The organism is Bacillus cereus group sp. N24 (genome assembly GCF_016483345.1).
GTDB lineage: Bacteria > Bacillota > Bacilli > Bacillales > Bacillaceae_G > Bacillus_A > Bacillus_A toyonensis.
Window position 1 is genome coordinate 75052 of sequence record NZ_JAEHCA010000001.1, and the last position, 21354, is coordinate 96405.

A 21354-nucleotide genomic window follows, 5' to 3' on the forward strand; every position below is an offset into this window, starting at 1 on the left:
TCCCCATCTCCCTATCTATTTTCAAGCTCAAATTCTTTCATATAATCTACTAATTGCTGTACACCTTCCACTGGCATCGCATTGTAAATACTAGCGCGCATGCCACCTACTGAACGATGTCCTTTTAACGTAACGAACCCGCGTTCCTTCGCTTTTTGTAAAAACTGATTATTTAATTCTTCTGACGGTGTTGTAAACGGAATGTTCATAAGTGATCGATACGTAGGATCAACTGGTGAAGTAAACAATTTAGATTCATCTAAGAAATGATAAAGAAGTGACGATTTCATTCTATTTTGTTCTTCAATCGCAGATACCCCGCCTTGTTCTTTTAACCACTCTAGTACAAGCTTCGTTACGTAAATACTAAAGGATGGCGGTGTATTATATAAGGAGTTATTTTTACTATAAGTTTCATAGTTTAGCATTGTAGGACAAGAGCAATCTGCCCCGCCAATTAAATCTTTTTTTATAATAGCAATCGTTAAGCCCGCTGGCCCTAAATTCTTTTGTGCTCCCGCATATATGAGGCCAAACTTCGTAACATCATATCGTTCTGATAAAATATTTGAGGACATATCCGCAACTAGCGGCACTTCTTCGAGATGTGGAATATCCACATATTTTGTCCCCTCAATTGTATTATTCGTTGTTATATGTACATAATCTAGTTTTTCATTACCGAGTAAACCATCCAATTTAGGAATCGTAGTAAACTTCTCTTGTTCAGAAGAAGCAATCACTTGTACTTCCCCTACTTTTTCTGCTTCTTGCAGTGCCTTTTTAGACCATGAGCCAGTCAGTACATAACCTGCTTTTTTGTACGTATTCATTATATTTAACGGTATCATAGAAAATTGTAATGATGCACCGCCCTGTAAAAATAAAACTTCATACCCATCAGGAATGTTCATTAATTCACGAAGCAGGCTACTCGCTTCATCAATAATACTTTGAAAATAAGAAGATCGATGACTCATTTCCATAATAGACATGCCTGTCCCGTTATAATTTAAAAGCTCCTTTTGCACCTTCTCTAAAACTGGCAAAGGGAGTATTGATGGTCCTGCAGAAAAATTATACACTCTCTCCATCACCCGGATGACCTCCCTATTTCTCATTTTATTATTTTTTAAACTTTCTGAATTATAACCCACAATACAATATACGGTCAATTTCTTTTCTAATATTATGTCTCAAGACGCGATGGAATCGCTTGCACGTGCATACTATATGTAAACATATAAAAAAGTGTTAAGTACATAATCGTACTTAACACTTTAATAATAGAAGAATAATAGCTAATTGTCCGTAAAGAACCGATCAAAAATTTGATAAATAGCAGAAAGACCAAAGAGCCAATAAATAGTGTCCACAAGCGCCGGCATAGAACCAAACCATTTCTCAACTACATTGTAATCTAACGCTACAAACAACCAATTCAAACCGCCAAGAATCACCAAAATTACTGTAAGGTAAGACAAAAATTTCATTATGATTGCCCCCTAGGTGATAAGATGGTGAAAGGCCTTTCACTAGAAATATATGTAGGAAACTTCAAAACTTACCTATTTTATAAAATTTATTTTCGATACCATCCGTTAATAACTGCCTCTGCTTCTTTACTATGTATTTGATACGCATGTGTACTATCATTAGAGCCAATAAACCAAATTGAAAAACCTTTAAAATATGGTTTCGGTTCTAATACATCTCGGTAAGCGCGCCAGCCATTTAATTGTACATCTTTTGAAAATACATTTGAAACATCTGGATTCCATGGATTTTGTAGTCCTAGTTCACGCGCTGGTACGTTAAATCCACCAAAATAAACTGGCTTTCCTGTTGCATTATGTAATTGTTCCAGTTGTTGAACAACATTTTGTCCACGATTATATACTGTTGTCGCGAATAAACTTTGCTTCACTTCTTCGTATGATGGATTCCTTTTTCCTGAAACTTCAAACCAACTATCGATACTAACAATATCCACCTTTTTTAAATACGGACGATTTATTTTCTCTTTAAACTTCGCTTCATAAGAAGGGTCCCAGCTTGCTGTTAACCACCAGTTCATTTGATACAAAACATTTCCTTTATACTGCTGACGGACAAAATTAATCGTATCGTTCCAATATCCTTCTGCATATTCCATATTAATGAAATTAGAAGCAATCTTTAGTCCATACACATTGTATTTACTTGTAATAGAATTAAAAATATCTTGTAGAATAACCGTTTTCCAATTCCAGAAGAAATCATTAATATTACTTGGATTCCATTCTGTTTCTCCAACATTCCCCTGCTGAATATATGGGAACGGTTCCACTATAACTTGAATATTACGCTTTAATAATTCTTGAATTAAAATGATAGCCTGTTTCTTTTGCGCCTGATTAATTACCATGTTAGTAGAAGTCACATTCGGAATATCTACTTGAATCGGTACATTTACTGTATTTAAATTTAAGCGCTCTACATCTGCTAACACTTTCGCTACATTTCCAACTTCCCATACCGTTACGTTTCCTGATTTTATTTTTCCAGGTTGAACAGTATTTACATCTGCCTGTACGTTTCCTTGAAAACAAAAAGAAAACAACATAATAAACACTCCTAAAAAACTTATTAAACTCTTATTTTTCTTCACAACTTTCCCCCTATAATTTTTGGATTTCTTGATTATTTTATACAATGTTTCACATATATTCCAGAAAAAATCACATAAAGTTTTCATTAATGAAGGTATTATTCATATAATTCTCCTAAAAATAGTAAGATAAATAAAAAAGAGCGAATTTCCGCTCTTTTTTATCCTTTTACAATTGAAATTATTGAATCCCTTCTGGTAACTTAATTGAATCAAACTTTTCATATGAATCAATCTTTATACTCACAACTGCATCCAATTTTTCCTTATCTGTACTAGCTTTTTTATCTGCGTTACTTTCACTCACTTTTATAGTTGTTCGCATCTCTTCAAATTTATAATCTTTTGTTATTATATATTCAATGTTAAACGCATCCATACTAAATCCTTCCGTTAATTTTTTCATATCTCCATTAATTTTTTGTAACGTATCTACTGCTTCTTTTCCCTTTAATTCAAGTGTAAGTTTATATGTGTCCCCATCCTTCTTTGCTTTCATTTTCTTAGCCAAAGCTTCCGGTAAATCTAACTCATTCAGTAAATTTTTACTGACCATTACATCATTTACATTAAATTGATCATTAGGTATCGTAACTAACTCTCCTGTATCAGGGTTTTTCACTTGAGCAGCGACCTTTCCATCTACTTCATACGTTACAATATCTGTACCACTTATTTTCATTTCAGCTCTAGAATTCTTCAGTTTCGGCTCCATCTGTATTTTCATTTTAATCTCTTCTGATTGGCTGCTCCCCTTCATTGACATAAGAGATGTCAATGTAAGATATTCCTCTTGTTTTAATCCGTCAGCTGCTTTTTTAAAAATATCCTTCGCTACTAACTCTTTTTCTTTTTTTACAGATACTGTTTTAGGTCCACTTGTTTTTTCACTGCTACAACCAGTTGTTAAACCTACTATTAGAGCCAAACTAGATATTACAACCATTTTCTTCATACTGATTCTCCCCATTTCCCGCTTAAAAATATTTTCATTTCATGTATAGTAAATCAACTGAAATAAATATATATACAATAATTATTTAACCTCTAAACTAAACCAGTTATTCAATCCGTATACTAACGTAACTAATGCTCCTATTACACCAAAAACAACAATATTTATACCAATTGATGAACCGAATAAAACAGCCATCATTGACACCATCAGTAATAGCATGGCGATACTATTTATCTTAATTTCTACTATGTCGCCATCCTTTACTTTCTTTTCTTTACTTCCAAAAAAAAATTGTTTTACTTTAATATTCGCTTCATCTAATTCAAAAGGAAGCGTATATTCTTCGTTATTCTCAAGTTTCATTACTACTTCGTTATCTACCTTTACTGCAACTCTTGCTGCTCCGCCCATTATCCCTGTTGCTCTTATTACTTTAATGCTCATATTAAATCCCCCTATTAGATTTCACTGCAACTATTAAGAAATTCCCCTTGTTGCACACTACTTCATCCTCCGTTTAATAAACATAATATTCCAAAAGGTATTATAACAAGTCCCTGTACAATATTTTGTCAAAATTTGTCGCGTTTCTACAAAAAGGATATTTTATCCATTACCGTAGAAAAAAGACTCTTACAATAGTAAGAGTCTTTTTTCTAAAGTAACACTTTCATTAGCGGAAGGGTTATTACTTCATTAAGCAGTCTCATCCGCAAACAAAAACATACTATCACTTCGGCTGTAAAGTTAATACTTTCCCTTCAATTCCATCTGTATTTAAAGTAGTCATATGATACGTGCCATTTACCCAATCATCTATTTGATCATGATACCAATCGCTTCTAAAATGTCCTGACTGTCCTGGCCCTACGATATGATAACCGTTTGACATATCTTTCGTATCTATGACAAATCGCCAAGAAGCACCATGATTTACAATACCGTTATCGCCGTAACTCGCTGCTTGAACGGTAACTTGGCTTCCGCCAATTGGAACTGGCTTCTCACGATTAAAAGCAAATAACGCTAACATACTAGATGATTTCGAAATTGGATGTGTAAAAGCAAGTTGATGGTAATCGCCCCACTTCCACTCTGCAACATCGGTTCCATACTCCTTCTGCAATTTCTTCATTACATTCTCGTACGATGTATGCACAACTTTTGTGAAGCCTCCATACTTAGAAAACCATACACTATTTTCCCCGGCTACTTGTTTCCGAATCAATTCATCAACAACTTGTGACTTTCCTTCAAATAACTCCATCACATCTTTCGGTATTTCTTTTGAAAATAACGTATTCGAAATCTCTTTCATTAACAAATGAAAAATTAATGGTGCCGCTTCATCTTTACTATCGTAAAAGTTCCACTTTCTTAATTGTTTTACGCCTTCTTTCTCTACTTCATTTAAAGCTGTTTTATGTAACTCTTTTAAAAATATTGGAGTAAACTCTTTCCCGTATAAATTCTTTTGATCCATCTGTAATTCTTCTAAATCTTTCACCGTATACTTGTCCTTCTCTTGCAAAAACTCTTGAATACGCATTTGTCTATATGGCTGCGCCCACGTATTGCTAATATGGTATGGATAATTATCATCAACAATTTTATTATTAGCAGTTGAAATAAATCCTTCTTTCGGATTTATTACTTTTGGCAGCTGATCAAACGGGATATATCCTTCCCATTCATATTCATCTGTCCATCCTGGAACTGGCAAACTACCATCACCTTTTTTGCGCACTGGTATATTTCCATTCGCTTTATAAGCAATCGTGCCATCGTTTGATGCAAACACAAAGTTTTGAGTTGGTGTATGAAAATCTTGTAGAGCCGTTTCAAACTCATTCCAGTCTTTCGCTTTATTCATATTTAATACAGCCTTTAATTCAGCTGAAGGCTCCAAAGCAGTCCATTTCAAAGCGAATACTGTTTTCGTTTTTCCCTTCCCCTTATCCGCAAACTCTGAAATGACTGGACCATGCCTCGTAACAGTAACGTTATACGGAATGGTTCTCCCGCCTTTTACTTTAATAGATTCGTCAACAACAGTAGCCTTTTCCCACTTATCGTTATACAAAAATTCATTTTCATTATTATGGTTTCTCTTTTCAATATATAAATCTTGCACATCAGGACCGGTATTCGTAACGCCCCATGCTATTTTGTCATTGTGTCCTAATATAACACCTGGCACTCCAGCGAAAATAACGCCACTCACATTTAAATCTTTCATTTCAAGTCTCGTTTGATACCATATAGAAGGTGTCGCAAGAGATAAATGAGGGTCATTCGCTAAAATTGGCTTACCTGACGCACTCTTCTCACCGCTCACAACCCAGTTATTACTACCGTTAAACTCCGGCGGAATTATCGTTTTTGAAAAACTTTGTGCTACGTCCACATTTGTATTTTTTAGTTCAGCGAGCAATCTAGGGGCATCTTTCGGATATGTAGGAAATAGCTCATTTGCTTGCTCTTTCGGAAGATTTTTCAGCGCCCAATAACGAAACGCTTGCCCGTGCCAATGTCCTCCTAAATCAAACGCCATATACTTCCCAATCGTTAAAGTATCAACAATTGACCATTCAGCAGGTTCATAACCTAATATAGTAAACTCAACTGGCAATCTCTTTTCCGCTTTCGCTTCACGTATAAAAGCGTTCACCCCATCAGCAAATGACTGCAAAGCAAATTTTGCTTCCCCATCATATTGACTAACAGACGCTTCTGCTGCTCGCCGTAAACCGAGCGTTCGAAACAATTTATCTCTATCAACGGCTGCTTCTCCAACAACTTCACTTAACATACCAGAAGCTTGCCTTCTACTTAAATCCATTTGAAATAAGCGATCTTGTGCTTGCACATACCCTTGCGAAAAATATAAATCATGTGCATTTTCCGCTTTAATATGCGGTACCCCGTTACTATCTCGTTTCACCGTAACAGCATGTTGTAAATCCTCTAGCTTTATCGTTCCATCTATCTTTGGCATAGATCTCAGCGTATATACGTTCAAAAAAATCACACTGCAAATAATCAATAAAAGAACGATACTACTAGACCAAATAAAAATTCTCTTACCTCTAGTTCGTTTCTTCTTTATAACAACTTCCATATAACCCCTCCTTTCTCAAACTATTCGCTTCTATTTTGAAAGAACCTTTTAAAATAGAAAAATCCTTATATGCTACGGATCATACAAAATGAATCCTTCCTTTTCTTCACTTAAATCTACTTGCCCTTTCTTACACCAATTCCTCAAAATCCCCTTCACATAAGCGAACGTTCGCTTATTATGTTCAAACGCAATTTTAAGTGCTTCTAGTACTACCTTTCCTGAAACTCTTTGTATCCAATCCTTCAATTCTTTCACGATATATGGGGATAAACTACTAATATGTTGTTCATAAAACTTGTACGCTTTACTATTGGGAACGGCCTCTTCTATACTTTCTACCTCTTCTACTTCTTTCTCTTCAATAACTTCTTGTAAACTACTAGTATCCTCTTCTTCAGGCATACCAAAATGCTGCAATAACAATGGGATCTTCCATTCTTCTTCAAGACATCTACGTAAATACATATGTATGAACTCTTTATTTTTCACAGTCTTCAACTCACGTAACACACATTTTTCTACATTCGTATTTAAAATAGGGTTATAACGTAGCCAATTTACTATGAATAACTCTTTCGTTTCCATATCATAAAAAATCTTCCCATATTCAACAAACCGGTTTAATAGCTTCTCAACAGTTTCCATACTGTAACCTGTTTCAAGCTCTGCCACTCGCTTCGGTAATATGTAAATACCACATTGCTTCGTTTTCGTTCCAGTTAACAAATATATGTAAAAATAACGCTCCTCTGGCGTTAAATCTAATATGAATTCATCTTGCCAAAAGTTCACCTGCACATTACGGTACACCGCCATCTATTTCCCTCCACTCTTTGCTAGCAAATAAGAAACCCCAATCCTTCAATATAAATATAGGAATGTGAGAACTGTTTTGGCATTCGAATTACAAATTTTTTACTACTTCCTGTAAAGTAACAAAAAAGTTATTTAGTCTTGCCGCCAAAAACACAATAGACATCTGTCTATGTAAATGACAGATGTCTATTAAAGTCGTTTAAAAATCTAGTCGTTTCATAAACAATGGATTTTTAAGTGAGTAATAAAGTTGTTTCATTTGGGAGGCAAATAATGAAAATGTACCCTCATAATAAACATAACAAATAGAGTATTTGCATTTAAACTTTATAAAACTCAAATGTATTTTTTTCTAGACATATTGCTTCATCGGAACTTTTAATAATAATATCAAAACGTTGACTGTATGGATGCATAAACACTTTATACTGAATCCGACGTTCTGCATGAGACCGCCTTAAATAATTGATATCGGCTCCCCTTTCAGCAATATCTCGGCTAGACCTTCTCATTAATTCCGTTTCATCATCTGTATAGAAGTAAATTTTTAAATCAAATAGATCGGGATTAATAAATGCAACACACATTCCTTCTACAATCGTCACTTTATTTTTTGAAGAAATTAACTCGCTTTTCATATAATGCGTATCTATCGTATAAAAATCTAAACCAGCCCTTACCATCTGAACATCTCTTTCTAAGGCAGACAAATGATGCGCTGATGGATGACAAGCCGTCATTTTATAATGATGATTTTCGTTTTGATATGTATAGTCAATAATTGCATGCTTTCGTATGTCTGAACTAACAATGTATGGATCTGTATTAATATAATTCACTTCATTTTGACTTAGTAGGTCTACAAGCATATTAGCAAACGTTGTTTTTCCAGCAGCGCCATGCCCTGAAACACCAATAACAACCTGTTCATTAGTCCTACTAACCCAATTTATGATTTCTTTTAATAACTTATCCATCCTTCTCCCCCTTTTACTGATATACTGCCCTTATTTTAATTAGTTGAATATTGAAATGTCCCCTCATCTTATTATACATGAAATAAAAAATAGCATAATTATCCATCGTACCATCTCTATTTTTAAACAACTATATTATTTGTGAACACTTACAACGACGTTTTTATGTTTTCACGCTTGTTTTGTTCTTGTAGTTGTTTTTGTTTTGTTTTTTCTTAGTGATTTATTACTTGGTAGGTGCTTATGAGGGGCTTTGAAGGTGCTTTGAAGGGGCTATATAGTGTTTTATTCTCGTCTAATTTTTAATTACACATGCCTCCTACAATCTTCTTATATTGTGTACACCTATAAAATTATATTATTTCCGAAAATAAAAGCACTGAATTTTCTTCGTAGATAATCCAGTACTTGACGATTGAAACTTATAAATGAAAGTGGCTAATATTAATAAGTTTAGTTGAAATACACTTCTACAAATCATTTTAGTAGCGATACGATTATACATACCGAATTATCTATAACGGAACGTTCTGGGCGTGATTTCATTAGTACTGTTAATCCTATTAAAGAGGTGACTAATGTTTGCGCTACTGCTTTAGCGTTCAAATCACTTTGCAGTTCTCCGGACTGAATTCCTTTCGTAATTAATTCTTGAAATATAACTGAGAGATACATTTGATGTTCTCTAGTTAGCACTTCAAACTTTTCATTATGAGGAGCAAGCTCAACCATTGTGTTAATACAAAAACAACCTTTACTTAATTCTTTTTTATATTCTTCTTCCACTATATTTTCAAACAATGTCCGAATTGCTTCTTTTACAGATTTTCCGCTTTGAAGTTTTGTTCGTATACGAGCCGCATGTAAATTTGTGTATCTCCTTAATGCCGCTTCAAATAAACCCTCTTTATCACCAAAGGCTGAATATAAACTCGGTTTTTGTATTTCCATTTTAGCAGTTAGATCACTTAATGAAGTAGCAGCGTACCCCTTCTCCCAAAAAAGTTGCATAGCAGCATCCAAAGCTTTTTCTTCATCAAATTCGCGTAGTCGAGCCATTTAAAACCCTCTCCTTCTCCATCTATTTTTTAAGATTATACATTATCACTTTATGTACCGATCAGTATATTATATATCGTATTAAATTATAAACGATGTGTCAAAAGAAAACGTTATCAATTCAAAATAAACTTGACATATCTATTTCTTCGAGATTATATTTTACTTACGAAATAACATACCGTTCGGTACATTATTTCTAATCACACAAAAAGGAGCTGATTTTATGAGTAGCAAAGAAAAAATGATGACCACTCTAAAACATACTCATATACATTCACCTGTTCATGCAACCATGTCACGCTATATGACTCTATTATTCGCAATAGCTTGCGGGATGGCTGTAGCGAATATATACTTTGCTCATCCACTACTTGATTCTTTATCAAATGAATTTAAGATTAGTCATTCAACTATCGGTATTGTGATTACGATTACTCAAGTTTGTTATGCACTCGGATTACTTTTATTCGTTCCACTTGGTGACTTATTAAACCAAAAGAGACTCATTATTGTTCAAATGCTTTTATCTGTTTTCGCTTTAATTGTAATCGGGATCGCTCCCTCCAGCACCATACTTTTTATAGGTATGGCCTTAGTAGGACTTCTTGCAACTGTTACGCAAACACTCGTCGCATACGCATCAATTTTAGCTAATCCAGCTGAACGTGGACGCATAGTAGGTTTCGTGACAAGCGGCGTTGTAATAGGTATTCTCCTTGCTCGTACATTTGCAGGCACATTAACAGATTTAGCTGGATGGCGGTCCGTTTATCTCACCTCCGCTACCCTTTTACTCTTCGTATCTTTTTTATTACATCGGAATTTACCTACTCTTGAACAGAAAAGAATGACAACTATACCTTACCGAAAATTAATACGTTCTGTTCTCTTATTATTTGTAGAAGAACGACTCTTACGCATTCGCGGAATATTAGCATTGCTCATTTTCACTTCATTCAGTATTTTATGGACTTCTTTAGTATTACCTCTAAGTGCTGCTACACCTCATAATCTATCACATACAGCTATTGGTGCATTCGGCCTTGCTGGAGTTGCAGGTGCATTAGCTGCTACGAAGGCGGGACAATTAGCTGATAAAGAACTAGGACAACGAACAACTGGCATAGCCTTATCTTTATTAGTACTTTCATGGCTCCTAATTAAATTTATTAACTACTCTCTATTGTTACTAATTTTCGGCATTATCCTTTTAGATTTAGCTGTGCAAGCTGTACATGTCACCAATCAAAGTATGCTTTTCACAGTGCGCCCTGAAGCAAGAAGTCGAATCACTGCCAGTTACATGATTTTTTATTCTATCGGTAGTGCAACGGGTGCCATTCTTTCAACAAATGTTTATGCAAAGTACGGATGGAACGGAGTATGCCTATTAGGTGTATCCGTTAGTGCTTTTGCTCTTTTATTTTGGGCAATGACCTTACGGCAATCATCACAACTAAAAAAAGAATAATTCATTTATATATTTTCTAATATGCATTTTTCTACAAGACTATAGAATACCATTTACTTTTTAAAATAAATCAACGGCATTTCATATTAAAAATGCCGTTGATTCCAAACTTTTATGTATGCGATTCGCCATGTCATGTTAATGGTTCCTATACTAACGAAATACCTCTATTACAAATTACCTTTAACTTGTCCAACAATCTCATTTATCGTATTTCGATCAAACTTATCACTAATTTCGTATGGCTTACGATCTTCTACTAATTGTACCCCTACTATGTCTTTTCGGTCTTTACCATATTGCACTTCAATAATAGATCCACGCTCTATTTGTTTCCAAATGAGACCTGCTTCATCTTTATTATCTAAAATAATGCAGTCCTCAATACTTTCGTCAATCCCAATTAACTTGTTATCATCCATATATCCTACCTCGTATTGTAGACGTTCTTTCGCTTTTCCGCTTACTAATATACCTTTGCTACCATATGAGTAATCCGTATAATCCTTTTTCTCCACTTGTACCGCTTTCGGCTCTTTTGCTTCAGTTTTTTCAGCAGTTCTACAACCCGTAATAAGACCAATCGGCATAACCACCGTTAATACTACTCTAGTAAATTTCTTTATCATTTGTAACCAACCTCACATGTTTAACTTTAAATTCCACTTATCCCCTTACCAAATAATAACATAACACTACAGAGAAAGTGCCAAAGATAAAATATTATTTACATTCTCCCACTTTAAAAACCTATGCGGAAAGTTATACATCTATTTTGTCTCTTTCCCGTTTATCTTAAGGTAATATTCTCATGAGCATAACCAGATGGAGGGTCAAAATCACAAACTGAATTGCCAAGGAATTATAGAAAGTAGACATCCTACTCACATACGATTAGTATTAAATTTGAGAAGTATGGAAGACTCGATAAAAAATATAAACTATATCATTACAATTAAGATGGTCTTTATATTAAGGAAGGAAGTGCACAGCTATGGACTTTAAAACAGTGATGCAAGAACTTGAATCCCTTGGTAAGGAAAGAACGAAAAAAATATACATATCTAACGGTGCACACGAGCCAGTTTTCGGCGTAGCTACGGGTGCTATGAAACCAATCGCTAAGAAACTAAAATTAAATCAAGAGTTGGCTGAGGAACTTTATGCCACAGGTAACTACGATGCTATGTACTTTGCAGGTATTATTGCAGATCCAAAAGCTATGAGTGAGTCTGATTTTGATCGCTGGATAGACGGGGCATATTTTTATATGCTATCCGATTATGTAGTGGCAGTAACTTTATCAGAGGCAAACATTGCACAAGATGTTGCTGATAAATGGATTACAAGTGGGGATGAGCTTAAAATGTCTGCAGGCTGGAGTTGCTACTGCTGGCTTTTAGGGAATCGCAAAGACAATGAGTTTTCTGAAAGCAAAATTTCCGATATGCTTGAAATGGTAAAAAATACAATTCACGATTCACCAGAACGAACAAAATCCGCTATGAATAATTTCCTAAACACTGTGGCAATTTCATATGTACCGCTACACGAAAAGGCAGTTGAGACTGCAAAAGAAGTTGGTATAGTTGAAGTAAAACGTGATAAGAAAAAAAGCAGTTTACTAAATGCTTCAGAAAGTATTCAAAAAGAACTTGATAGAGGCAGACTTGGTTTCAAACGTAAATATGTAAGGTGTTAAAAGTATGAAGGTGTCAATCTAAGTGAGATTGACACCTTTTTTTATGGACATTACTAGATTAATCGGACTCAAAGTTAAAGAGAACCAATCATTCATTTCCCTCTATACATCTAAAACTTCTTCTTTCAATTTATATACTCTATCTCTTTTCTCATCATCTTTGATAAAAATAAGTTTTCCTTCTTTAACAAAACCTTCTAATATTAAGCATACTTGACCATATGCTTTAGGCTTATTTGTTGTGAATCTTTCATCGGGTATTTTACCAGATCGTATTAATCGTTCGCATAGCTCAAGTGCACTTATTTCTTCAGAATTAAGTAATTCCAAAATAGCTTTTTGCAATGGCGATAACGGTACGGGTATCTCAGCTACCTCCACCTTCTCTTTTTCTTCTTCAAATAAATCTTCAAATGAAATTTGATTCATTACATCTTTTCCTTTCTCACAATTGATTTATATAACATGAACTGAATCCTATATGTACTGGAACTTTAAATATTATGTATTGTTATGTAGTACTTACCTTATTACATGAATTTCAAACTCATGTCCGTAATTCCATATAGTATGTTTCGATTATACCAAATATACGTTCTGTCTTCTATTGTAGAATTTTTTATAACAGGAATGAAAGTAATAGTGAATATTTATCTCCTTTTTAGTTTTATAAACCATGTAAAAAAACAGAAAAAGTTTACATAACAAAATTATAGTTTCCTATTAATTTTCTATGCTAAAACGCAAAAAAGCACTTTTTGCCTTTAATTGACAATCAAGTGCTTTAAGTTCATATGTTTTTAAGTAGCATAAATTTGCAAGTTTTATAGTAACAGTATGTCACCTTTTGTACATCATGACAAATACTATGTTAAAACTTACGAGTTTGTACGAGTTCGTTAGTTTAATATACATTCCATGTGTTTATATTTATCGCCCGGTAAAATGTCATCTCGCCTAAGCTCATACTTTGTTTTCTATTCTATCATTGCACATTGTACTCCATGATGGTACAACCATCATGGAGTACGCACTTTTAAACCACTTATTCTTTTTCTTTCCACTACAAATATACTTTATCTTTATTCATCTACATATACGTTTATGCGTGTTTATCTTCAACACCATAATTGCTATTATTTTCTTCACTATTCAATACATAAAGTTGATAATGTATATTTCAATACCCTAATCTCTCTTAATCATCACCTAAAATTCTATCATCTAGCTTTTCTCTGTCTTCAGCAATTTGTTCATATGAACTAATAAGGTTACTTATATAATCAATTTGAACCTCTCGATTATCTTGAAACAAATGTACAGTAGCCCCCTTACTTATTAAAGCCTCCATTGTTTTTTTGAAGTCTTTTAATTCATCTGTATCAAAATAATCACATTCTAGTACCACATTATTATCTTCTATATTTCTTTTAATATCTTGAATACTTGCTCCATTATTCTGTCTGATAATCGATACATACTTTAATTTATTTGAATCATCATCAATTTTCAGTCTCATCTTCACCATAAATTCTTACCTCCTTAAAAGTCTTTAATTGGTATTATAGGCTCACCTGGAATACTATTCCTCCACTTTCTTCCATGCCATCCGTAAAAATGCTCACGAAAAGTTGCTGGATAGATTATTTCTCCCTTATCAGCGAGATGCGGATATTTTGCAGCACTATAACTATGATGCCCTGCAATTGGTTTACCATCAAATTTAGGAGTTTTACCAGCAAGAATATCTTTTAACTGTTCTTGAGACCACTCTCGAGTAAGCGGTTCATTATTTAATATTCTTTGTTGTTCTTGGTACCAAAATTCTTCAACTCCTTTATCCCGTCTTTTAGCAAATTTCTTATTCCAGATGTAGTCTGCATACTCTTGTTTTGTAATAGTTCTATTATCAATCTTATCTCTTAATGCTTTCATTTTCTTAGAACTCATTTGCTTTGTCGCAGTTGGATGCTGATTTAAATCTAATCCTTTTGTTCTCTCTGCTATAATATCTCTTGCTTCTTTTACATGAGGAACATCAGAGATTTTCTTACTACCTTCACCCGTACCCTATGTTGTAATCTTAAACCCTCACAATAAAAAAGCAAACCATGTAAACCTTATTAAACTACTTCTTTTTCTTCCACTACCGGCAATTCATAAGCTGTTTTATATTTCATCATGCCATATACAATGTTTACAAGCCTTCTCATAATACATACCAATGCTTGTCCTTTTGTTTTACCTTCTTTAAGCTTCTTTTGATAGTACGCATGAAACACTGGGTTTCGTGGCATCTTACTTCCTTTTGCTACTTGCACTTGTTGTACAGCTAAATTATAAAATAAAGCGTGTAGCGCCCTGTTTCCTTGTTTGCTTTTGTGTGTCTTACCTTTCCCACCAGAACCAAAGTAAACAGGTGCAATGCCCGCAAATCTTGCTAATTTGTTGGCATTTGGAAATCGTCTTACATCTCCAATTTCTGCAATTAATGCTGATGCCGTCACAAGTTCTATTCCCGGCATCGTCTCTAATTGATAATCTAGTAGATTTACTAGCTGTTTTAATTCTCTTTCGATGTATTTCATTTCCTTCTTTTTAAACTCAATCTCCCGTACAATACTTCTTACTAAAAAGTTTCGCATTTCTTGATACTCTTTCATTGTTTGTCCATCTTCTTTCACAAGCCTTAATATTTCACTTGCTTTCTTTACTGAACATGTATTGTTGCTAACATCTAATAAAAAAGTTGTTAATCGCTTTATATTCGTCCCCTCTAAACAAGAGGGTGACGGATATTGCTCCCAAAATGCTAATGCTGTTTTTCCATCTAACTCTGAGAAAAACTTTTTATAGCTTGGATAATGATGGTTTAATTGAATATGTAGTTGGTTCTTTAATGCACTTTGTGCTTTTACTAATGCATTCCTTCTTGAAACCAATTGTTGTATCGACCAAAATAAATCGTTTGGATTTACATTTGGTAGTTGCTCAAATTTGTTTACCAATATACGTGCCACACATTCCGCATCCCAACTATCATTTTTTTGTATCATCACTTGGCTCTTTCGTTCTAAAAATGATAAAGCTGGATTTACTTCTTTCACTACTTGTTCATGATCTACTAAATATTTCGCTAATGCTCTTCCATAACCACCAACATCCTCTAAACCAAATACAACTGATACCCCAGCACTCACATATGTCTCTACTTCTAATAAAAACTTCGAAAATGCAGATGGTTTATTCTCAAATTGTATTTCTCCTAATTTCTCTTGCCAACAATTAATCATAACAGCCGTATGATGCTCCTTATGTAAATCTACTCCTACATACAAATAGTTCTGTCTATTATGCATAACTCATCCCTCTATCCAATGATTTAGTCATATATAAAAATGTCGGCAACCTTAGTTCGAGCGTTCATCTTCCGATGCGCATAGGTACGCAAGCCTATCCATTTTCATAATTTCATAAGTACATATAGTAAAATGAGCGATTTTTTTAAGTACGACTTTTATATAATTGCTGGATGCTTCCCATTTGTTTGTATTTGCCCGTATGTATACACCCCTCGATAAAAGTTCTCTCTATCTAACATGCGTTTCACTTGTACTTTCGTAAACAGCTTTCCTTTCTCAGTACAATACCCTTCCCTATTTAGTCGTTCTGCCAATTGAGTTAGCGACCAATGTTTAAAAAAGTGTCTTAATTCAAATAGTCTACGTACAACTATCGCTTTCTCCGCATCTACCTCTAACACTTTTTGTCCTTTCTTTACTCTATAACCAAACATCACACCGCCCCCCGCATATCCCCCTTGTTCTGCTTTTTTCTTTCTGCCTCTACTTAGCTTTAATGCAATCTCAAGACGTTGATATTGATCTAATAGTTCTAACATGCCATTTACTAAAAAGTCATTAGGGTCATGTGTATATATACTGTAATTCAGTTGTTCAATTGGTTTCACATCAACCTTGTGTTTCTTTAGCTCTCATTGTATTAACACTTTTGCCATATCAGAGCGCCATAACCGAGATGTATTTAGTACAATAACTTTGCTCACTTGATGATATGACATATCCGACAATAGCTCTTGTAGACCTTCACGTTCAACTGTTAATCCATCTTCATCTACTTTCGCTCCGCTGATTCCTTTATCTTCGTATATGTGAAGCAGTTGTAGTTTATTTTCGATGCAGTACCGTTCAATTTCTTCTACTTGATACGTTAGGCTATACCCTTCACGCACTTGTCCTTCCGTTGAAACTCATACATAACCAACTACTTTCTCTCCCATATTGAGCCCCTTCCCGTTACAGCAACTAAAGTCCCTGTAACGTTTACCCGTTTTTTGCGGATAACGTATGCATAACGTCCATCCGTTAAAACGTACTTTACGATGACTTCAAAAAATAACACAACCCTTTATTTTTCCCTCTACTATCGTCGTACACTGTACATAGCCATTACAATCTATAAAACAACAATAAAAATTTAACACTTAGCGCACTTATAAAATTATAATGTGTCTACTCATTTCTATCCTAAAACGCAAAAAAGCACTTGTTGCCTTTAATTGACAATCAAGTACTTTAAGTTCATATGTTTTTAAATAGCATAAATTTGTAAGTTTTGTAGTAAAAGTATGACACCTTTTGTATGTCATGACAACTACTAGGTTAAAACTTACGAGTTTGTACGAGTTCGTTAGTTTCATACCCATTCCATGTGTTTATATTCACCGCCATGTAAAATGCCATTTCGCCTAAGCTCGTACTTCGTTTTCTATTCTATCATTGCACATAGTACTCCATGATGGTACAACCATCATGGAGTATCTATTTTCAAACACCCTATTATTTTTTCTATCCACTTCACATAAACTTTATTTTTCATTCATCATTATATTTTTTAATCGTGTAATTTACTTAAAAAATCAGTAAATGTATCTGCAATATAAAATACATTTTCTCTTGCCAGTTCTTCTACTTGTGCTTCTGTTAAACCTTCTTGACGCATTAACATTTCTTTTTCGCCAGCATTCTCATGCTCCCCAAAAACTACAATTGGGTTTTCTGTATTATTTTTATAATCTAAACATATTAAATTTCCAGCTGGATCAATTGCAATAGGGAAAATCTTTTGCGGAAGCGTAGGTTTATATATTTCATACTTTTTAATAATGTACTCACTACTTTCCTCATCAAAACTAAATAAACTACCAAAGCAACGCTCTACATTGCCTACATTAAATTCTTCTGGTAATACACTCGCACCTCCATTTATTTTTACACAATCAATATAATCTTGAGGTAACTGGAAGCCTAATTGTAATCCAATTTCTTTAATCTTAGTTTCTGATACTTCTGCATCAGCATATTCCCACTCTAAATCTTTTCTCATCTAATACCCTCTCCCCATAATTTATTTCCACCAAACTGATACATTGTTTCATTTCTAGATTTTTCTACTTTCAAGCTTGCTAGTCTCGTGCGTTCAAGCTCAATATTTTTTCCGTCTCGCAATGATTGTACTAAATTTGAATGAAAAATAGTTTCTCTATCTCATCTTTTTACTAATAATCCGAGGTTTGTTGTTATTTTAATCCCTTTTACAATTTTTTCTCTGCTATCATATAGCCAGTACAATCTATTAAAACAATAATAAAGATTCAACACTTAGGCACTTATAAAACTACAATGTGCCTACTCATTTCTATCCTTAAACGCAAAAAAGCACTCATTGCCTTTAGTCGACAATCAAGTGCTTTAAGTTCTTCTGTTTTTAAGTAGCATAAATTTGTAAGTTTTATATTAACAAAATGATACCTTTTGTATGTCATGAAAACTACTGTGTTAAAACTTACGAGTTTGTACGAGTTCGTTAGTTTAATATACATTCCATGTGTTTATATTCATCACCCATTAAAATGTCATATCGCCTAAGCTCGTACTTCGTATTCTCTTCTATCATTGCACATTGTACCCTATGATGGTCCAACCATCATGAAGTACGTACTTTCTAACAGCCTATTCTTTTTCTTTCCACTGCAAATATACTTTATTTTTTACTCATCTACATATATGCTTAACCTCTTAAATTATTTATTATAAACTATTCATCCCACTCCTCATATACAACTGATTCTTTATAAATTAAATTTAACTTCATCTATATCTCCATCGTACTCAAAATCATATAATCTAATAAAAGAATCATAGATTCTGCCAATTCTTCTCCATAGTGTTACAATAGGTATTATCTAAAATAAAAGAGACTACCTTTAAGTAATCTCTTGGTCTACAATGATTTATTCTTTCTATTTATTCAATCGGTCCCATAAACTGAGTAATTAAATAAATATGCTCAATCAATTTAACTTTTTGCAGATTCTCTACTTTTTCTGCCCCTCCTAATCCAAGAAGAGGAACGTAACCAAAACACTCATTATAAGTTGGTATTCCGTAATTTTGGATAGCTACTGAATAAGGATTCCATTCCATGTCTTCTTCTAAATATTCTTCTTCCTCAAGAAACCTTAAAAATAGCTCAAATTTAGAAGCAATGACTTTTGATTTCCCTTTACGATAATTTAATTGAATAATATATGATTTATCACCATATTTCTCAAGCAAAAGGATATCCCCCATACTTGTTGTAAATAATGGTATTGTATTTTGGTGTCTAATATATGTTTCTTTGACAATTTCAAAATAATCTTCAGGATTTATTAACCTAAGAAATCCATTCAAGGTCGTTCCAAATCCATACTCTTTCCAAATATCAGTTAATGATTCAGGAAGTGTATTAGAATATTTTTCAATTATACTTTCAGGGACTTTTTGTTCCAGTTTAAATTCCTTCATTATTTTTAATTTATGCAATTTTTTTCCTCCTTTAATGTGTTAACTTGACATTCAAATAAGTATTTTTTAGTTGTTCTGATGTCATGTTTTTTGCTATTTCCTCGATTTGTTTATCAACAATTTTGATTCTAGTCCGCCATTGACTACCTATAGAGAAATTAACCCTCTTATCTCCCATCCCTCCTATTATTTCAGGTCTTCCACCCGCAACCTGATCTGGATTATGAAGTGCTGCTTGAGTTTTCATCCATTCATTCGCTTGCGTCTTTGCTTCTTTAAGTGTTAATCCTTGTTCAAATAACTCATCAATTTTATCTCTTAATGCTCTTTCTCTTGCTGCCTGCTGGTATGCATTTCCTTCTATTGCCCTACCTTTATCAATAAATCGATTTCGATTTTCCCGGTATTCATGTACGGTTAATTCATTCATACCTTTTTCTTGATCCTTTAACTGTCTTGCAAATTCTTCTGAATCGAATTTTGTTTTGTAGTTAAATTTCACTTCAATTTCTTTTATTCTAGGTATATCATCTAAATGCTTGACTTCACCCGTACCCTTAGCAAGTTGATAAGCGTCATCCTTAGCTGCCGTACTTGCCTTTGAAAACTTTCCAGCTACTTCTCCAACAGTTGAAGATTCTATATAAGGAAGCTTCATTCCTATTCCAGTATCCACCGTCCTAACTGCTACTGGAATAGGAGTATTTTTCATAGCATCTAGTGCATTTTTTAAAGTCTTATTTTCCTTAAGCGATTGTACCACATTTTTACCCAAATTTGGATTAAAACCAGGCATTCCTTCTTTGAATTTTAATAATTTCGCTAAATCAGCTAATTCACTCGTGCCTTTGAATGCTTTTACTCCTTTTCCTACTGCTCCAACAACTGGGATTGCATCTAATCCGCCAAAAATGATGTTTCCTACCCGCTCTTCTTGGCTCAATTTCCGGTGTGTTCCCCAGTCTTCTCCGTCGATACCGCTTTTTATTTGTACAGCGCCGTATACTACTGCGGCAGCGGCCCCGAGTGGTGGGCAAAGGATTGTTGTGATGATGATTCCTACGCCTATTCCTATGTCTCGCACCATTTCTAGTTTTTTCTGTTCATCTTCTATCGATTTGTATTCAAATCCTCGTGTGGATGGGACTACTTTCTTGTATTCTTCATAATTTAGTTTTGCATCCGGATTTTGTTTTTTTAGTTCTTTGTATTCCTCTCTCAGTACGTTATCAAATGCAGGTGAATCTTTAAAAATATCTTCTATTGTTATTTTATCTTTTTTTGTTTTTATTGTTTGTGGTACACTTCCGTACCCTGCATGCGCATCTGGTAATACTGTCGTTGTTGTGGAGCCAATTCGGTTATCTGTTTCGAAACTGAGAATAGATGTATCTCTCATTTTTTGAGCGAATTTATCCATTTCTACTAAAAAAGGTTTATCTATATGTTCAGAGACTACTCGCCCTACTTCTCCGCAATATTTTTGTAATGTCGAATAGCTATCAAGTAATTCCCCAATTTTTTGCGATTGATCTTTTGGGTTAAAATGTATACTACCATCCGAGTCTAATTCTCGTATTCTTCCATCAATTTTTTTTAATGATTCATTTGCGTCCCGTAATTTCATGAGTGCATCTAGTTTGATTCGATTCATACCATCTCCCATGTCTTGCCATGGTTCAGGTCTATATTTCACATCCATTTCGTTTTCATCCCCCAGCCATA

General features: G+C 34.1%; 21 protein-coding genes and 1 pseudogene. 2 read left to right on the top strand and 20 right to left on the bottom strand.

The window, feature by feature from the left end; translation table 11 throughout:
• Positions 1 to 11: 11 nt before the first annotated feature.
• The 9 genes from serC to JDS95_RS00395 form a co-directional block, all read right to left on the bottom strand.
• Positions 12 to 1094, bottom strand: a complete 1083-nt coding sequence (gene serC, locus JDS95_RS00355; protein WP_000442911.1) for a 3-phosphoserine/phosphohydroxythreonine transaminase — start codon at positions 1092 to 1094, stop codon at positions 12 to 14.
• Positions 1095 to 1301: 207 nt separating this feature from the next.
• Positions 1302 to 1493, bottom strand: a complete 192-nt coding sequence (locus JDS95_RS00360) for a DUF378 domain-containing protein (protein WP_000670800.1) — start codon at positions 1491 to 1493, stop codon at positions 1302 to 1304.
• Positions 1494 to 1582: 89 nt separating this feature from the next.
• Entirely contained in the window at positions 1583 to 2650 is a 1068-nt protein-coding gene (locus JDS95_RS00365; protein ID WP_000739751.1) for a glycoside hydrolase family 113, read from the bottom strand.
• A gap of 181 nt (positions 2651 to 2831) precedes the next feature.
• Positions 2832 to 3605, bottom strand: coding sequence for a DUF6612 family protein (locus JDS95_RS00370; protein WP_000738998.1), 774 nt, complete (start codon positions 3603 to 3605; stop codon positions 2832 to 2834).
• 81 nt (positions 3606 to 3686) lie between these two features.
• Positions 3687 to 4052 (bottom strand): hypothetical protein, encoded by a 366-nt coding sequence (locus JDS95_RS00375; protein ID WP_000025019.1) that lies wholly within the window; start codon positions 4050 to 4052, stop codon positions 3687 to 3689.
• A 286-nt stretch (positions 4053 to 4338) separates the two neighbouring features.
• A complete protein-coding gene (locus tag JDS95_RS00380; protein WP_000454357.1) occupies positions 4339 to 6729 on the bottom strand; it encodes a penicillin acylase family protein in 2391 nt (796 codons plus the stop codon).
• A gap of 72 nt (positions 6730 to 6801) precedes the next feature.
• On the bottom strand, positions 6802 to 7548 hold the full coding sequence (locus JDS95_RS00385) for a DnaD domain-containing protein (RefSeq protein ID WP_000312080.1): 747 nt from the start codon (positions 7546 to 7548) through the stop codon (positions 6802 to 6804).
• Positions 7549 to 7868: 320 nt separating this feature from the next.
• Complete coding sequence (locus JDS95_RS00390) at positions 7869 to 8525, bottom strand: uridine kinase family protein (RefSeq protein WP_000359481.1); 657 nt, start codon at positions 8523 to 8525, stop codon at positions 7869 to 7871.
• A 477-nt stretch (positions 8526 to 9002) separates the two neighbouring features.
• Positions 9003 to 9584, bottom strand: coding sequence for a TetR/AcrR family transcriptional regulator (locus JDS95_RS00395; RefSeq protein WP_000113326.1), 582 nt, complete (start codon positions 9582 to 9584; stop codon positions 9003 to 9005).
• A 226-nt stretch (positions 9585 to 9810) separates the two neighbouring features.
• On the opposite strand from JDS95_RS00395, the gene JDS95_RS00400 reads away from it, so the two are divergent.
• A complete protein-coding gene (locus JDS95_RS00400) occupies positions 9811 to 11058 on the top strand; it encodes an MFS transporter (protein ID WP_000095415.1) in 1248 nt (415 codons plus the stop codon).
• 170 nt (positions 11059 to 11228) lie between these two features.
• Here the strand turns inward: JDS95_RS00400 and JDS95_RS00405 are convergent, their stop codons facing one another.
• A complete protein-coding gene (locus JDS95_RS00405; RefSeq protein ID WP_000591656.1) occupies positions 11229 to 11687 on the bottom strand; it encodes a hypothetical protein in 459 nt (152 codons plus the stop codon).
• A 365-nt stretch (positions 11688 to 12052) separates the two neighbouring features.
• Here JDS95_RS00405 and JDS95_RS00410 point away from each other — a divergent pair, with 365 nt between their 5' ends.
• Complete coding sequence (locus tag JDS95_RS00410) at positions 12053 to 12760, top strand: DNA alkylation repair protein (protein WP_000346356.1); 708 nt, start codon at positions 12053 to 12055, stop codon at positions 12758 to 12760.
• A 102-nt stretch (positions 12761 to 12862) separates the two neighbouring features.
• On the opposite strand, the gene JDS95_RS00415 is transcribed toward JDS95_RS00410, so the two are convergent.
• The 10 genes and pseudogenes from JDS95_RS00415 to JDS95_RS00450 all read right to left on the bottom strand — a co-directional run bounded on the left by JDS95_RS00415 (position 12863) and on the right by JDS95_RS00450 (position 21331).
• Positions 12863 to 13189 (bottom strand): DUF3895 domain-containing protein, encoded by a 327-nt coding sequence (locus JDS95_RS00415; RefSeq protein ID WP_001071903.1) that lies wholly within the window; start codon positions 13187 to 13189, stop codon positions 12863 to 12865.
• 769 nt (positions 13190 to 13958) lie between these two features.
• Positions 13959 to 14288 carry a hypothetical protein gene (locus JDS95_RS00420; RefSeq protein WP_002171737.1) on the bottom strand — a complete coding sequence of 110 codons (330 nt, stop codon included), beginning with the start codon at positions 14286 to 14288 and terminating at the stop codon, positions 13959 to 13961.
• A 14-nt stretch (positions 14289 to 14302) separates the two neighbouring features.
• On the bottom strand, positions 14303 to 14695 hold the full coding sequence (locus JDS95_RS00425) for a hypothetical protein (protein ID WP_230075157.1): 393 nt from the start codon (positions 14693 to 14695) through the stop codon (positions 14303 to 14305).
• Positions 14696 to 14883: 188 nt separating this feature from the next.
• Positions 14884 to 16119: an IS110 family RNA-guided transposase gene (locus JDS95_RS00430; RefSeq protein ID WP_085450374.1), complete on the bottom strand. Its 1236-nt coding sequence runs from the start codon at positions 16117 to 16119 to the stop codon at positions 14884 to 14886.
• Positions 16120 to 16277: 158 nt separating this feature from the next.
• Positions 16278 to 17012: pseudogene (locus tag JDS95_RS00435) on the bottom strand (recombinase family protein).
• A gap of 261 nt (positions 17013 to 17273) precedes the next feature.
• Complete coding sequence (locus JDS95_RS31780) at positions 17274 to 17480, bottom strand: hypothetical protein (protein WP_139823512.1); 207 nt, start codon at positions 17478 to 17480, stop codon at positions 17274 to 17276.
• A 194-nt stretch (positions 17481 to 17674) separates the two neighbouring features.
• Positions 17675 to 18166: an SMI1/KNR4 family protein gene (locus JDS95_RS00440; RefSeq protein ID WP_085450376.1), complete on the bottom strand. Its 492-nt coding sequence runs from the start codon at positions 18164 to 18166 to the stop codon at positions 17675 to 17677.
• Positions 18167 to 18449: 283 nt separating this feature from the next.
• Positions 18450 to 18656 (bottom strand): hypothetical protein, encoded by a 207-nt coding sequence (locus JDS95_RS31025; protein WP_085450497.1) that lies wholly within the window; start codon positions 18654 to 18656, stop codon positions 18450 to 18452.
• 430 nt (positions 18657 to 19086) lie between these two features.
• Positions 19087 to 19629 (bottom strand): T6SS immunity protein Tdi1 domain-containing protein, encoded by a 543-nt coding sequence (locus tag JDS95_RS00445; protein ID WP_029948785.1) that lies wholly within the window; start codon positions 19627 to 19629, stop codon positions 19087 to 19089.
• 31 nt (positions 19630 to 19660) lie between these two features.
• Positions 19661 to 21331, bottom strand: coding sequence for a polymorphic toxin type 15 domain-containing protein (locus tag JDS95_RS00450; protein WP_085450377.1), 1671 nt, complete (start codon positions 21329 to 21331; stop codon positions 19661 to 19663).
• Between the last annotated feature and the right edge of the window lie 23 nt (positions 21332 to 21354).

Coding starts and splice junctions, on each gene's coding strand:
- JDS95_RS00380 (WP_000454357.1), bottom strand. CDS start 6,729: ATGGAAGTTGTTATAAAGAAGAAACGAACTAGAGGTAAGAGAATTTTT.
- JDS95_RS00425 (WP_230075157.1), bottom strand. CDS start 14,695: ATGAAAGCATTAAGAGATAAGATTGATAATAGAACTATTACAAAACAA.
- JDS95_RS00390 (WP_000359481.1), bottom strand. CDS start 8,525: ATGGATAAGTTATTAAAAGAAATCATAAATTGGGTTAGTAGGACTAAT.
- JDS95_RS00445 (WP_029948785.1), bottom strand. CDS start 19,629: ATGAAGGAATTTAAACTGGAACAAAAAGTCCCTGAAAGTATAATTGAA.
- JDS95_RS00405 (WP_000591656.1), bottom strand. CDS start 11,687: ATGATAAAGAAATTTACTAGAGTAGTATTAACGGTGGTTATGCCGATT.
- JDS95_RS00385 (WP_000312080.1), bottom strand. CDS start 7,548: ATGGCGGTGTACCGTAATGTGCAGGTGAACTTTTGGCAAGATGAATTC.
- JDS95_RS00450 (WP_085450377.1), bottom strand. CDS start 21,331: ATGGATGTGAAATATAGACCTGAACCATGGCAAGACATGGGAGATGGT.
- JDS95_RS00410 (WP_000346356.1), top strand. CDS start 12,053: ATGGACTTTAAAACAGTGATGCAAGAACTTGAATCCCTTGGTAAGGAA.
- JDS95_RS31780 (WP_139823512.1), bottom strand. CDS start 17,480: ATGAAACTAACGAACTCGTACAAACTCGTAAGTTTTAACCTAGTAGTT.
- JDS95_RS00420 (WP_002171737.1), bottom strand. CDS start 14,288: ATGGTGAAGATGAGACTGAAAATTGATGATGATTCAAATAAATTAAAG.
- JDS95_RS00400 (WP_000095415.1), top strand. CDS start 9,811: ATGAGTAGCAAAGAAAAAATGATGACCACTCTAAAACATACTCATATA.
- JDS95_RS00395 (WP_000113326.1), bottom strand. CDS start 9,584: ATGGCTCGACTACGCGAATTTGATGAAGAAAAAGCTTTGGATGCTGCT.
- JDS95_RS00430 (WP_085450374.1), bottom strand. CDS start 16,119: ATGCATAATAGACAGAACTATTTGTATGTAGGAGTAGATTTACATAAG.
- serC (WP_000442911.1), bottom strand. CDS start 1,094: ATGGAGAGAGTGTATAATTTTTCTGCAGGACCATCAATACTCCCTTTG.
- JDS95_RS00360 (WP_000670800.1), bottom strand. CDS start 1,493: ATGAAATTTTTGTCTTACCTTACAGTAATTTTGGTGATTCTTGGCGGT.
- JDS95_RS00370 (WP_000738998.1), bottom strand. CDS start 3,605: ATGAAGAAAATGGTTGTAATATCTAGTTTGGCTCTAATAGTAGGTTTA.
- JDS95_RS00415 (WP_001071903.1), bottom strand. CDS start 13,189: ATGAATCAAATTTCATTTGAAGATTTATTTGAAGAAGAAAAAGAGAAG.
- JDS95_RS00375 (WP_000025019.1), bottom strand. CDS start 4,052: ATGAGCATTAAAGTAATAAGAGCAACAGGGATAATGGGCGGAGCAGCA.
- JDS95_RS00440 (WP_085450376.1), bottom strand. CDS start 18,166: ATGAGAAAAGATTTAGAGTGGGAATATGCTGATGCAGAAGTATCAGAA.